We start from the raw sequence: 12818 nt of genomic DNA, 5'->3' as shown, positions 1-12818 counted from the left end.
AAGATGTGTTTAGCGGTACCGGCTCAGATTGAGAGTATTAACGGCGATATCGCCGAAGCCGACATGGCAGGCACCAAGGTTCGGGCGAGCCTGATGATGGTGCCCGACGCCAAAGTGGGAGATTATATTTTGCTGCATACCGGGTATGCCATTCAGGTGCTGGATGAAGCCGATGCCCTGGAGACGCTCAAGCTGTTCAAAGAGATGGAGATGATTCCGGAGAATTCATGAATTTTACCCAAGGTTTCCGTGATTCCGCTCTGGCACAAAAACTGCTGGAGAACATCCGGCGGAAGTCCAAAACCCCGGCCAACATCATGGAGTTCTGCGGCGGTCATACCGTGGCGATCTTCCGGTACGGCTTGCGGGAGCTGCTGCCGCCGCACCTGAAGCTGTTGTCCGGCCCCGGCTGTCCGGTGTGCGTCACCGCCAGCGCTGATCTGGACAAGGTTATGGCGCTGGCCGCTGTGCCGGGGGTGGTCATCACCACCTTCGGTGACCTGATCAAGGTGCCGGCCAGTTATTCCAGTCTGGACCGGGCACGGGCCGCCGGGGCCGATGTGCGCACCGTTTACTCCACGCTGGATGCCCTGGACATCGCCCGGCAAAATCCGGATAAGAAAGTGGTGTTTGTCGGTATCGGTTTTGAAACCACGGCACCGACCATTGCTGCCGCCATTCTGCAGGCCGCAGCCGAAAAGTTGTCCAATTTCTCGGTGTTGTCCCTGCATAAAGTGACGCCGCCGGTTACTAAAGTGTTGCTGGATGCCGGTGAGGTCAAGCTTCAGGGGATTATCTGCCCCGGTCATGTCTCTGCCATCATCGGCGCTGATGCCTGGGAGTTCATCCCGGAGCGTTATGGCATTGCCTGTGCCGTGTCCGGCTTTGAACCGCTGGACGTCCTGCAGTGCGTCAACCTGATTGTGGAGCAGATTGAAGCCGGTACCCCGAAGGTGGAAACGGCCTACAGCCGAGCGGTGAAAGCGGAAGGGAATCCGATTGCCCTGAAAATGCTGGATACCGTTTTTGAGCCGTCGGCCGCCAACTGGCGGGGGATAGGCGAGATTCCCGGCAGCGGACTGAAGATACGGTCGGAATATGCCGCCTATGATGCCGATAAACTATTTGACATAAAGCTTGATAAGCCGTCCCGCGAGCCAGCCGGTTGTTTGTGCGGCGAGGTTATCCGGGCCGTCAAGACGCCGGAAGACTGCAAGCTGTTCCGCAAGGTCTGTACGCCGGAAAATCCGGTCGGTCCGTGCATGGTATCCAGTGAGGGTTCGTGCGCGGCGTATTATCATTTTGCCGAAGTAATTGATTGATTCAAACATTGGTGCGTTAAACCGGCGGTAACAACCGGAAGCCCCAACCCTTAACAGCCGGTGATCTGGAATGGACGGTTTTGTCAGCGACGGTTGTTGAGCGCTTTGACATGGAAAATCAGGGTTTGACTCTGGAGGATTGAGTGGAGAAAACCAAAAATGTGTTGCTGGCCCACGGTTCCGGCGGCAAGTTGAGCCAGGAACTGGTGCGCAGCATGTTTGTCAGCGAACTGGAAAATGACCTGTTGAACCGCATGGACGACGCCGCCAGCCTGAATATCGGCGGCGGACGGCTGGCTTTCACTACCGACAGTTATGTGGTCAGTCCGATATTTTTTCCCGGCGGCGACATTGGTAAACTGGCGGTCTGCGGGACGGTCAACGACCTGGCCACCTCCGGCGCCGTGCCGAAATACCTCAGTCTGGCCATGATTATTGAAGAAGGGCTGCCGCTGGAGGACCTGTCAAGGGTTGTCCAGAGTATCAAGGCCGCCGCCGCCGAGGCCGGAGTGCAGATTGTGACCGGCGATACCAAGGTGGTCAACCGCGGCAAGGCCGACCGGCTGTTCATCAACACCTCAGGCATCGGCGTCATCCCCGAAGGGTTGGACATTTCCGGGGTCAATGCCCGGCCGGGTGATGTCGTTATGTTAAGCGGCAGCATCGGCGACCACGGCATGGCCATCATGGCTCAGCGCGAAGGTTTCAGTTTCCAAGTGCCCGTTGCCAGCGACTGCGCGCCCCTCAACGGAATGATTGCCGCCATACTGGCGGTTTCAAAAAATGTCCGGGTACTGCGGGACCCGACCCGCGGTGGTCTGGCGACGACGCTGAATGAAATTGCAGGTCAGTCCCAGGCCGGCATCACCATCAATGAAAATGCAGTGCCGGTCAAGGATGCGGTGCGGAGCGCCTGTGAGCTGCTGGGCTTTGATCCGTTGTATGTCGCCAATGAAGGCAAGATGATTGTCATTGCCGGAGCCGATGATGCCGACCGCATTCTGGCAGCGATACGGTCAAATCCGTATGGAGCCGAAGCCGCCGTTATCGGCGAAGTAACCGCCGAACGGCCGGGCAAGGTCATCCTCAGGACGGCGCTGGGTGCACGGCGGGTGCTGGACATGCTGTCAGGGGAGCTTTTGCCCCGAATCTGCTGAAAAACAGCCGTGGACATTGTGGCGTTTTATGGTATCATATTCGCGCAAATGGTATTATCAGAAATAAAATCTAATTCGGCTGGCTTTGTAATAGTATTATGTCAATAGAATCGGTGTATCTGCTTCTCCTTATCCTGTGTCTGTTACTCTCCATGTTCTTTTCCAGCTCCGAGACGGCGTTTATGTCATTGTCGCGCTATCGGCTGCAGGCCATGGTGGAAAACAAGGTCAAGGGCGCGCTGCTGGTAGCGGCACTGGTGGAAAAACCGGAACGGCTGCTGTCCACGGTGCTGTTCGGCAACAACTTCGTCAATGTAGCCGCCTCCGCTCTGGCCACGGTACTGGCCATCTCGGCTTTTGGCGAGCAGAACGGCGTTATCGTCGCCACCGTGGGATTGACGATTACGCTGCTCATTTTTGGCGAGGTTACGCCGAAGACGGCGGCCACCCGGCACGCCGAAAAGCTAACCCTGCTGTATGCCCGGCCGATAATGCTTCTGGCCTGGCTGTTCGCCCCGTTTGTGGCCTTTCTTTCCTGGATTGCCGGGGTGTTTATGAAGCTGTTCGGCGGCGGGCAGACGTATCATCGTTCACTCTTCAACGAGGAAGAAATCCGCAGTATGATTGATGTCGGCCACAAGGAAGGCACTGTGGAGAAGGATGAGGCTGAGATGCTCCATGCCGTGCTGGATTTCCGGGAGCGGCCGGTTTTTGAGGTGCTGGTACCCCGCCCTGAAGTGGTGGCCCTGGAGAAAGGCACTTTGCTGAAGGATTTCTTCGGGCTGTATGAAAAATATCCCATGTCCCGTTTTCCGGTTTATGAAGAAAACATGGACAATGTGGTCGGTATTTTGTCTATCAAGGACGTGCTGATGGCCCAGGCCAGGGGTGAAGTGAGTCTGGACGATCCGGTTGATGAACTGGCGCGCCCGGCTTATTTTGCCCCGGAAACCAAGCCTATCGGTGAACTTTTTAACGAGATGAGGGACAAGAATTTCCGCATGACAGTGCTGGTGGATGAATACGGCGGTACCGCCGGGGTGGTGTCCCTGTCCCGGTTGATGGAAGAGATTGTCGGCCCGGTGGGTGATGAGCTCTCCAGTGCCGAAAAAGACTTTGAATCCATCAATGAAAACACCTTTCAGGTGGACGGCGGCATGCGTATTGATGAAGCCAACGAGCAGATCGGCATTGAATTGCCGGAGGACGATGAATATGAAACCATCGCCGGGTTTGTCCTGAAACAACTGGGGCAGATTCCCCGGCAGGGACAGGTGCTGCGGTATAACGGGCTGAAGCTGGTAATCACCCGGATGCGCGCCAAGAAGATTGAAGAAGTGCTGATTACCCGGGAAAAGCGCCCGGCGCCGCCCGCTGAAGGCGCCGCCGGCGAGCCGCCGGTTAAAAACTAGCGCCCCGGCACCGGTCTTCACGGTCCACAGCCCCGGGATTCCCTGACGCCGCTGATAAATTTTAAACTATGTCTGGAAACTGAATGAAAAAGATTCGCTTTCGCTATTCCCGCGGGGAAGAATTGAAATATATCTCGCACCTGGACATGATGCGGTTGTGGCCGCGGGTGTTCCGGCGCGCCGGGCTGGATATGGCCTATTCTGAGGGCTTCAATGCCCACCCCCGGCTGGCGGTGGCGGCACCGCTGGCGGTCGGCTGGACCTCCGAGACAGAGCTGATGGAAGCCTGGCTGGAAAATCCGCCGGCAGCGTCCACGGTGCTTGGTTTGGTAGCCGCCCGGATGCCGGCGGGGGTAACCGTGGAACAGGCGATGTTTATGCCGCAGGAGTCCCCGTCGCTGCAATCACTGGTGCGTTTCGCTGAATATCAGGTAACGTTACCTTTGGACCGCCCGGCGGCGCAGATAGGACAAGCCGTTGACAACCTGCTGGAATTGACGACACTGGAGTGGAGCCATCAGCGGGACAAGACGACCCGGACCTATGACCTGCGGGCTCAGATTGATGATATGTATGTCGTTGGCACTCAGGATGATGCCGTCACCCTGTTCATGCGGCTTAAGAACGACCCGTCCGGCTCCGGCCGTCCCGAACAGATGGCGCTGGCGCTGGGCTTTACCGCTAAACCGCGGTCAATTCATCGAACCCGGCTGGTGCTGGCTTAGGCCGACCGATGTCCAGGCTTGACGCTGACCGCCAGCAACAAGCCGCCGAGTACGCCCGCCGCCGGCGGCGCTGGAGCCGGCTGGAATTCGGGCTGACGGCCGTGCTAGCCGCCGTGCTGCTGCTGAGTCCGCTGTCCGCGACCTTCGCCGCCATTTTTCCCACGGCCGTGATACCGGCGGCGGCGCTGTATTTTGTTTTTCTTATGGTTATCCTGGATGTGGTCACCCTGCCTTTGATCTATGTCAGCGGGCTTAAGCTGCCGCGGGATTACGGGCTGTCCCGTCAGGATTTCCGCGGCTGGCTGGGCGACCATGTCAAGTCCTTGTCAATGGGTATTGTCTTCGGCGCTGTCGCCGTGGGGGCGGTTTACGGCTTAATGCTGTGGCTGCCGGACTGGTGGTGGCTCGGTGCCTGGACGGGGCTGATGGTCGTCACTCTGTTGCTGACGGTACTGGCGCCGGTGTTCATCATCCCGATGTTTTTCAAGCTGAAGCCGATGGCTGAAGGCGATTTGAAAGACCGTCTGGAAGCACTGGCCGAACGCACCGGCGTCCAGGTGGGCGGCATTTATGTCATGGAGTTTGCCGCCAAGACCGCTCAGGCCAACGCCGCGGTCATGGGCCTGGGCCGGACCAAACGGGTGGCTATTTCCGATACGCTGATTGACCAATACACTCCGGAAGAGATTGAACTGGTCATGGCTCATGAACTGGGGCACCAGCGGCATAATGACGTCTGGCGGCTTTATACCTTTCAAGGGATGGCGCTGCTGGCGGTTTTCGCCCTGGCCGCCGGGCTGTTCAGCCTGTTGGTGCCGGTATTGGATTATGTAAATATCACCGACCCGGCAGCGCTGCCGCTGCTGCTGACGGTCTTTTTCGTTGCCGGTCTGCCTGCTATGCCGCTGCTGTCCTGGTTCAGCCGCCGGCGGGAAAAGGCGGCGGACGCCTATGCGTTGGAAGTATCCGGCAATCCGGAAGTCTTCATTTCCGCCATGACCAGGCTGACCGACCAGAACCTGGCCGAAGCCCGGCCGTCCGGTTGGCTGGAAAGACTGGGACAGGATCATCCCAGTTATGAGGATCGGGTGAAGATGGCTGAAGACTATTCCGTCAGAAACTGAAGGATTATTTGCAGATTTGTTATATAATAATACACTGTTAGTGGTAGCGGCGGCTTTGTGCTGGCGAACAGCCTTTGGTAAAGTGAGTGGATCATGGAAAAGATGAGATTTGTGTATTATCAGGAAGACGGCATGCTGGTGGGTTGGCTGGAGGAATATCCTGATTATAAAACTCAAGGCGAATCATTGACCGAACTGCAACAGAACCTTAAAGCGATCTACGACGATATCGGGACGGGGAGCATTCCCTGTGTCCGTAAATACGGAGAACTTGTAGTCGGGTGAAGCGGATTGACCTTGTTAAAGCCATTACCAAAGCCGGTTGTGTACTGATCCGTAATGGGAGCAACCACGATTGGTATCAAAATCCGGCAACCAAGGTGTCCCAGCCAATCCCAAGACATAGAGAGATTACTGACAGCCTGGCCAAACATATCATCAAAATGTTGACCGGCTGATCATTACTGCCGATGACCAGAATATTTATTGCCCGCCATGCCGAAACCGACTGGAACCGCCACAAGCGGGTTCAGGGCGGTGGTTCCGATACGCCGCTGAATGAGACCGGCCTGAAGCAGATCAAGTGTCTGGCCGGGCGTCTGGCGACCGAAAAGCTGGAGGCGATTGTTTCCAGCCCGCTGGGCCGCGCCAGAGCCACCGCTGAAGCCATCGCTCAGGAGCATGGTCACGTCGCCATTGAGTTTGACCGCGACCTGCGCGAGATTGATGCCGGGGACCTGGAAGGGGTCCTGGCCAGCGAGTTCGGCGGCAGTCTGGCGCAGCTATTGACGGCGCCGGCCAACGACGGTCCGGCGCGCCTGCCCGGTGGTGAATCACTGGCGGACGTCCGCGACCGGGTCTGGAAGGTCGTGGCCGGTTTGACAGAGCGGTTTCCCGATGGCGAAGTGCTGATTGTCAGTCATTATTTCACCATTCTGAGCTTGATTTGCCGGGTGCTTGATTTGCCGCCTGAGGCTATCCGCAAATTCCGCATGAACACCGGCAGCCTGACCATTATAGAAGTGACCGCCGACAGCGCCAAACTGGTCGCTTTCAATGAAGCCTGTTTCCAGGTGGACAGCCTGCCCTGGTGATGGCTTTAGCCGCTTAATTCCAAATTCACAACCTCTCCGCGTTTCAGACAGCCGTCAATCGTCTTGTAATTCCTGTTATAATCTAGCCGATGCGACAATTGGAAAAATGGGTACTGGATTTCATCACCGGTCATCGCCTGGTGTCCAGGGGTGAGCGGGTGGTAGCGGCGGTCTCCGGCGGCGCTGATTCTGTCTGCCTGTTATCTATTTTACATAAATACCAAACTGAACTCGGCATTACCCTGGCAGTCGCCCACCTTGACCACGGTCTCCGCGGGGCTGAATCTGACGCCGATGCCGAATTCGTGCGTGCGCTGGCCGCCAGACTGGATTTGCCGGCGGTTATTACCAGGCGCGACGTGACCGCCTACCAAGCGGAATACCGCCTCACTCCGGAAGAAGCCGCCCGCGAAGTGCGTTACCAGTTTCTGTCCGAGGTGGCTGAAAGCGGCGGTGCTACGTCTGTTGCCGTCGCCCACACCAAAAGCGACCATGTGGAAACGGTGATGCTTCACCTGCTCCGGGGGAGCGGTCTCTCCGGCCTTGTAGGGCTGAAAGAGGCGGTTACGTTGCGCTATAAGCGCATTGAGTGTCTTCAAATCATCCGGCCCTTAATTTGTCTTACAAGGGCTGAGGTGGAGACTTATTGCCGGCTGGCTGGTTTGGAGTTCCGGACCGACAGCACCAACGAATCACTGACTCCTACCCGCAACCGAATCCGGCGACAGCTTCTGCCGGAAATCCGGCGTGATTTTAACCCCCGCATTGATGAGGCGCTGGACCGGCTGTCACAGCTGGCGGCTGATGAACAGGACTTTATCAGCGGCGAAGCCGGGTGCGCTGCGGAGAAACTGATAATACGGCAGTCCGGCCTGGCGGTGATTGACCAGCGAGGATTGGCGGCCCTGCATCCGGCTCTTCGGCGGTCGGTCCTGAAACAAGCCCTGGCTGAGGCTCTGGGCAGCCCCAAGGATATTGAGGCGGGGCATATTGAAGATATGATGGATATTGCCGCCGGTAACGCCGGGCGGGCGATTGACCTGCCGGCGGGGCTGGTGTTTGCCGCCGGTTACGGGGAACTGTATCTGGGGCGTGATTTGGCTGGTCTGAACCCGCTACCGCCGCTGGAAGGTGAATACCGGTTGAACATCCCCGGTGTGACGGAGTTTTCCGGCCGGCGGGTGACGGCGGAGATTATTGACAATACTGGCGACCGGCCCGCGGCTGAAGGCATGGTGATGCTGATGGATTATGACAAGGCCGGCGGTGACCTGACGGTTCGGGCGCGCCGCCCCGGCGACCGCTTTCAGCCTCAGGGCATGAGCCAGGAGAAAAAACTTAAAGACTATTTCATTGACGCCAGGGTGCCGCGGCCGTGGCGCGACCGGGTGCCGGTGGTTGTCAGCCCTGGACAGATTGTGGGGCTGGCGGGGTACCGGCTGGATGACCGGGTGAAGGTTACGGCGGCGACTGTCAGGGTGCTGCGGCTGGATTTTACGTATATCTAATTGCGCAGGGTACAGGTGTCTGCCGGCTGTTATTGCCGGTAAACATCCTTCCGGTGGCCTATCCTGACGACCCAGACCGTCAGTTCCTTATCCTGAATGGAATAAACAATGCGGTAACGCCCCTGGCGGATGCGGTAGCGTTCCTGTCCGGTCAGTTTTTCACAGCCGGCCGGTCGGGGGTTTTCAGCCAGGGTGCTGATCCGCAGCATTATTTTCCTGGCATCAGCTCGGGGAATGGATTGAAAATCCTTGTCCACCGACGCCTTGAAGAACAGGCTATATGCGGCCATCGGCCTTCAGTTTCTTAATCATAGCCTCATAGCTGACCAGCGGCTCGTTCAGCCGGGATTCAAAAGCAGCTATGTCTTCGGCATCTTCGGCCAGACTTTCGCGCAGGGCTTCATTGACCAGATCAGATACCGAACGGTCCGCAGTTGCGGCTTTCAGCCGGAGGGCCCGGTAAAGATATGGGTCAAGATAGATGGTGGTTCTTTTTGACGGTTCGTTCATAACAGCCTCCGCTGATATTATAGCATCATAATGTCATGGAGATAAAACGTCATAACGTCTCCGTCAAACCTGCCTGCCGGATGCGTCGGGCTGGTGCCTGGTTCAGCATTAAACCGGTTTTGCCGCTGTCACTTTCACGCTGACAATTGTCTCCGATATGTGTTGAATCTTTTCTTCGGTCAGTCCCAGAGTCCCGGCTTCCTTCACCAGCTCCAGCGCCATGTCCAGAAAGTCCAGATCAAAGACATTTTCTCCGATTATCTCAATATTCTGAAACCCGGCTTGCCTGAGGGCATCTAGATATTCTTCTTTGAGGATGGCTCCGGCCACGCAGGCGGTATAAGCCGACACGGAATCCCGCACATAATCCGGCAGGGCTTCGGTCAGCACAATATCTGAAACGGCGATGCGGCCGCCGGGCTTGAGCACCCGGAAGGCCTCGGCGAAAACTTTCGGCTTGTCCGGCGACAGGTTGATGACGCAGTTGGAGATGATGGTGTCCACGGTGCCTGATGCCACCGGCAGGTTTTCTATCTCGCCCTGGCGGAACTCTACATTGCTAAAACCGCCCTTGACGGCATTGGCTTTAGCCCTGGACAGCATGTCCGGCGTCATGTCCACTCCGATCACCTGTCCGGTCGGGCCGACCTGGCGGGCGGCCAGGAAGGCATCAAAACCTGCCCCGGAGCCCAGGTCCAGCACCGTTTCTCCCGGCTGCAGGGCGGCGATGGCGGTGGGGTTGCCGCAACCCAAGCCGAGATTGGCCCCGTCGGGTACGGCAGCCAGGTCTTCTTCGGCATAGCCGATGACTTTGGCGATGGTGTCCGGCGCCGGGCTGCCGCAGCACCCCGAACCGCAGCCACATCCCCCGCCGGAGCGGGCAATACCGCCGTAGCGCTCTTTGACATAACTCTTAATCTCGGTGTCTTTCATCGTGGTCTCCGTTCAGATTTCTTTCAGTATCGGACCCAGAAACTCGCCGGCGCCTTTGGCCAGTTTGTCTGCTTTCATCATCACCAGGCAGCACGGTTTACCATCACGGTTGAGGGTGACCAGGGCCAGCTTCTCCCCGGCGGTGATGCCCATGCCCTCACGGATTTCTTTGGGTAAGACTACCTGGCCGCGGGCGTCCACGCCCACCACCGCTTCAACGCGGCAGCATTCACCAGTGTCGCAACAGGAATTGGCAGCTGTTTTTTCTTTGGCCATAATTGTCCTCTGTAAAAAGAGATAAATCAGTATAATCAGAAAATACTGATGTTGTCAACATAAAAAAATGGGTAGCTGATATCGCAAGGCTCCTAATTTAGGCTTCTTTCAGTGTCGGGCTGAGAAATTACCCGCTGTGCCGTAGGGCTAAGCCTGTTAAATAACCCGCTTTAATCTCGGATTCTCGGTAATTCCCGGAATCCGGCCCCGTTTGGCGATTGGCTTGCCGTCAATTTCGTGGATGTCGGCGGTGTAATCAATGGGATGCGCGCCGGAGATATAGCTGCCGATGCCGAAGCCGGTTACCGGCGCGCCGCGATCCAGAAAATACCTGATGCGCTCCGGCGTGATGCCGCCGCTGACAAAAATGCCGACCTGTCGGTGTCCGGCCTGGTCCAGCCGGGCGCGGATTTCTTTCACGAGTTCAGCGGTGACGCGGCCGCGTTCCACCGGTGTGTCCAGCCGGACTGATTTTAATTTGTCGCCCAGGGCCGCGGCCACCCGCAGGCTTTCCTCAGCCTCGTCCTTGAAGGTGTCTACCAGCGCCACCCTGGACACGGCGGGGTCAATGTGCCGGTCAAAGGCCAGCGTGGCCTTGACAGTGTCGCCCATGACGATAATCAGGGCGTGGGGCATGGTGCCGGACGGTTCGAGTCCGGCCAGTCTTGCGCCTTCAACACTGGAGCAGCCTTTACAACCGCCGATAATAGCGGCGTAGTCCATGCGTCCGGAGACGAAGGGGTGAACATGGCGCGCTCCGAAGCTGATGCAGGGGATATCACCTGCCGCCTCGGCGCACTGCCGGGCGGCGGTGGCCCAGCCGGTGCCGGAGGCCAGGATGCCGCACAGAGCGGTTTCATACAAGCCGAAACTGCGGTAAGGCGCCTTGATGCGCAGCCCCACCTCTTTGGAACTCACGCTGTCGCCTTCAGCTAGTGACCAGACTTCGCGGTTGTCCGGCGGCAAAACCTCGTCCAGCAAGGCCAGCGATTCGTCAATACCGCACAGGATGCCGGAGCCGTTGGGAAAGACCTCCATCACCGCAGCGGCATTGATGCCTTCTTTGTCCAAGATCTCAATAGTGCGGTGAAAATAGATGTCGGCAGAATCGCCGCGCAGGACTGCCTCGGAGGGTTTGAATTTCATCCGGTTGCCTGTCTCAGCGTCTTTTGAAAATTTGGTCATTTGATATTATTCAGGAGTTCTAGTGCAGGAAGTGCCGGGTACCGGTAAAGACCATGGCTATGCCGTTCTCATCGGCGGCCTTGACTGAATCCTCGTCGCGGATGGAGCCTCCTGGCTGGACGATGGCGGTGATGCCGGCTGCAGCGGCCTGCATGACGCTGTCGTTGAACGGGAACATGGCATCGGAAGCCATGACACTGCCCCTGGCTTTGTCACCCGCCCGCTTGACGGCGATGTCCACACTGGTCACCCGGTTCGGCTGGCCGGCCCCCATGCCCAGAATCATCCGGTCTTTGACCAGGACGATGGCGTTGGACTTGATGTGCTTGACGGCGCGCCAGGCGAACAGCAGGTCGGCCACCTCTTCAGCGGTCGGGGTGCGTTTGGTGACGGTGGTCAGAGTAACTGCGTCTTCCGGCAGGGCGTCGGCTTGCTGCACCAGCACGCCGCCTTTGACCCGGCGGTACACCAGCGGCGTCTGCGCCTCGGCCACCGGCAGGGCGGCTTTCAGGATGCGCAGATCCTTGCGTTTTTGCAGGATTTCCAGCGCCGCCGGTTCATAATCCGGCGCGATGGAGATTTCATAAAAGGTGCCGCGCATGGCCTCGGCCATCTCGGCGGTCAGCGTGCGGTTGACGGCCACGATGCCGCCGAAGGCGGAGACCGGGTCGCCGGCGAAGGCGCGGCGGTAGGCCTCGGCCACGTCGTCGTGGCTGGCCAGGCCGCAGGAATTTGTATGCTTGACGATGGCTACCGTCGGCGCGGCGTAATCGGTGGCGGCGCTCCAGGCAGCATCGGCGTCCAGGATATTGTTATAAGACAGTGCCTTGCCCCAGAGTTGTTCGGCGTTGGTGATGCCGAGGTTGTTACCGGCACCGACCCGCTGTTCCGCGTAGAAGGCCGCCGCCTGATGCGGGTTCTCGCCGTAGCGCAGACCGTATTTTTTCTTGAGGGCGATGGTCATATTTTCCGGGAATTCCTCGTTGCCCTGCCACAGATACTGGGAAATGGCGGTGTCGTACATGGCGGTATGCTGGAAGGCCTTCTGGGCCAGCATCTTGCGGTCGTCCATAGACAGCGCGCCGCTCCTGAGTTTGTCAATGACCATGGCGTAATCCGCCGGGTCGGTGACGATGATGACGCCGGGGAAATTCTTGGCGGAGGCCCGAATCATCGTCGGTCCGCCGATATCAATGTTTTCCAGTGCGTCTTCCAAAGTGACATCCGGTTTGGACACGGTCTGGACAAAGGGGTATAGATTGACCACCACCATGTCAATGGTGGACAACCCCTGCTTCTCCAGTTCCGCCATATGCTCCGGCTTGTCACGGCGGGCCAGAAGGCCGCTGTGTACGGCGGGGTGAAGGGTCTTGACCCGCCCGTCCAGTATCTCAGGGAAACCGGTGATGTCGGAGATGCCGTGGACCGGCACGCCGGCCCCGGCCAGGGCTTTTTTAGTGCCGCCGGTGGAGAATATCTCCCAGCCCAGTCCGGCCAGTTCGGTGGCGAATTCGGTCAGTCCGCTCTTGTCGGAAACGCTCAGGATTGCTCGCATAATCTTTTTCCTCGCCT

The 12818-nt window shown here is 58.1% G+C and carries 16 protein-coding genes; 10 read left to right on the top strand and 6 right to left on the bottom strand.

Translation table 11 applies throughout. The annotated features are described in order from the left end of the window. The first annotated feature begins 3 nt into the window (after nucleotides 1–3). The 10 genes from V8247_RS03110 to tilS all read left to right on the top strand — a co-directional run bounded on the left by V8247_RS03110 (nucleotide 4) and on the right by tilS (nucleotide 8342). Nucleotides 4–231, top strand: a complete 228-nt coding sequence (locus V8247_RS03110; protein WP_338738668.1) for a HypC/HybG/HupF family hydrogenase formation chaperone — start codon at nucleotides 4–6, stop codon at nucleotides 229–231. After that, the gene (gene hypD / locus V8247_RS03105; RefSeq protein WP_338738666.1) at nucleotides 228–1322 is read left to right on the top strand and encodes a hydrogenase formation protein HypD; all 1095 of its coding nucleotides are present in this window, start codon (nucleotides 228–230) and stop codon (nucleotides 1320–1322) included. The genes V8247_RS03110 and hypD overlap by 4 nt, the downstream gene beginning before the upstream one ends. Before the next feature lie 143 nt (nucleotides 1323–1465). Beyond that, the gene (gene hypE / locus V8247_RS03100) at nucleotides 1466–2479 is read left to right on the top strand and encodes a hydrogenase expression/formation protein HypE (RefSeq protein WP_338738664.1); all 1014 of its coding nucleotides are present in this window, start codon (nucleotides 1466–1468) and stop codon (nucleotides 2477–2479) included. Nucleotides 2480–2577: 98 nt separating this feature from the next. Next, nucleotides 2578–3891, top strand: coding sequence for a hemolysin family protein (locus V8247_RS03095; protein WP_338738662.1), 1314 nt, complete (start codon nucleotides 2578–2580; stop codon nucleotides 3889–3891). 83 nt (nucleotides 3892–3974) lie between these two features. Further along, nucleotides 3975–4616 (top strand): TIGR03936 family radical SAM-associated protein, encoded by a 642-nt coding sequence (locus V8247_RS03090; protein WP_338738659.1) that lies wholly within the window; start codon nucleotides 3975–3977, stop codon nucleotides 4614–4616. An 8-nt stretch (nucleotides 4617–4624) separates the two neighbouring features. Continuing rightward, the gene (locus V8247_RS03085) at nucleotides 4625–5740 is read left to right on the top strand and encodes a M48 family metallopeptidase (protein WP_338738657.1); all 1116 of its coding nucleotides are present in this window, start codon (nucleotides 4625–4627) and stop codon (nucleotides 5738–5740) included. Nucleotides 5741–5833: 93 nt separating this feature from the next. Further along, entirely contained in the window at nucleotides 5834–6025 is a 192-nt protein-coding gene (locus V8247_RS03080) for a type II toxin-antitoxin system HicB family antitoxin (RefSeq protein WP_338738655.1), read from the top strand. Next, entirely contained in the window at nucleotides 6022–6198 is a 177-nt protein-coding gene (locus V8247_RS03075) for a type II toxin-antitoxin system HicA family toxin (RefSeq protein WP_338738653.1), read from the top strand. The genes V8247_RS03080 and V8247_RS03075 overlap by 4 nt, the downstream gene beginning before the upstream one ends. A 12-nt stretch (nucleotides 6199–6210) precedes the next feature. Continuing rightward, nucleotides 6211–6834 (top strand): histidine phosphatase family protein, encoded by a 624-nt coding sequence (locus V8247_RS03070; protein WP_338738651.1) that lies wholly within the window; start codon nucleotides 6211–6213, stop codon nucleotides 6832–6834. A gap of 89 nt (nucleotides 6835–6923) precedes the next feature. Beyond that, nucleotides 6924–8342: a tRNA lysidine(34) synthetase TilS gene (gene tilS / locus V8247_RS03065; RefSeq protein WP_338738649.1), complete on the top strand. Its 1419-nt coding sequence runs from the start codon at nucleotides 6924–6926 to the stop codon at nucleotides 8340–8342. 29 nt (nucleotides 8343–8371) lie between these two features. Here tilS and V8247_RS03060 read toward each other — a convergent pair whose 3' ends face one another. From V8247_RS03060 to purH, 6 genes are all read right to left on the bottom strand, one after another. Continuing rightward, the gene (locus V8247_RS03060; protein WP_338738647.1) at nucleotides 8372–8632 is read right to left on the bottom strand and encodes a type II toxin-antitoxin system RelE/ParE family toxin; all 261 of its coding nucleotides are present in this window, start codon (nucleotides 8630–8632) and stop codon (nucleotides 8372–8374) included. Beyond that, a complete protein-coding gene (locus tag V8247_RS03055) occupies nucleotides 8619–8852 on the bottom strand; it encodes a ribbon-helix-helix protein, CopG family (protein WP_338738645.1) in 234 nt (77 codons plus the stop codon). The genes V8247_RS03060 and V8247_RS03055 overlap by 14 nt, the downstream gene beginning before the upstream one ends. Nucleotides 8853–8960: 108 nt before the next feature. Further along, nucleotides 8961–9785 (bottom strand): arsenite methyltransferase, encoded by an 825-nt coding sequence (locus V8247_RS03050; protein ID WP_338738643.1) that lies wholly within the window; start codon nucleotides 9783–9785, stop codon nucleotides 8961–8963. A 12-nt stretch (nucleotides 9786–9797) separates the two neighbouring features. Next, nucleotides 9798–10061 (bottom strand): HgcAB-associated protein HgcC, encoded by a 264-nt coding sequence (gene hgcC, locus V8247_RS03045; protein ID WP_338738641.1) that lies wholly within the window; start codon nucleotides 10059–10061, stop codon nucleotides 9798–9800. A gap of 156 nt (nucleotides 10062–10217) precedes the next feature. Beyond that, entirely contained in the window at nucleotides 10218–11207 is a 990-nt protein-coding gene (locus V8247_RS03040; RefSeq protein ID WP_375340880.1) for a nicotinate phosphoribosyltransferase, read from the bottom strand. A gap of 58 nt (nucleotides 11208–11265) precedes the next feature. Beyond that, on the bottom strand, nucleotides 11266–12801 hold the full coding sequence (purH, locus tag V8247_RS03035; RefSeq protein WP_338738637.1) for a bifunctional phosphoribosylaminoimidazolecarboxamide formyltransferase/IMP cyclohydrolase: 1536 nt from the start codon (nucleotides 12799–12801) through the stop codon (nucleotides 11266–11268). Between the last annotated feature and the right edge of the window lie 17 nt (nucleotides 12802–12818).

The sequence above is a fragment of the Dehalogenimonas sp. W genome, assembly GCF_037094495.1.
Taxonomy (GTDB): Bacteria; Chloroflexota; Dehalococcoidia; order Dehalococcoidales; family Dehalococcoidaceae; genus Dehalogenimonas; species Dehalogenimonas loeffleri.
The sequence above is the reverse complement of the archived record's forward strand: the minus strand, read 5'-3'. Positions and strand labels throughout refer to the sequence as shown.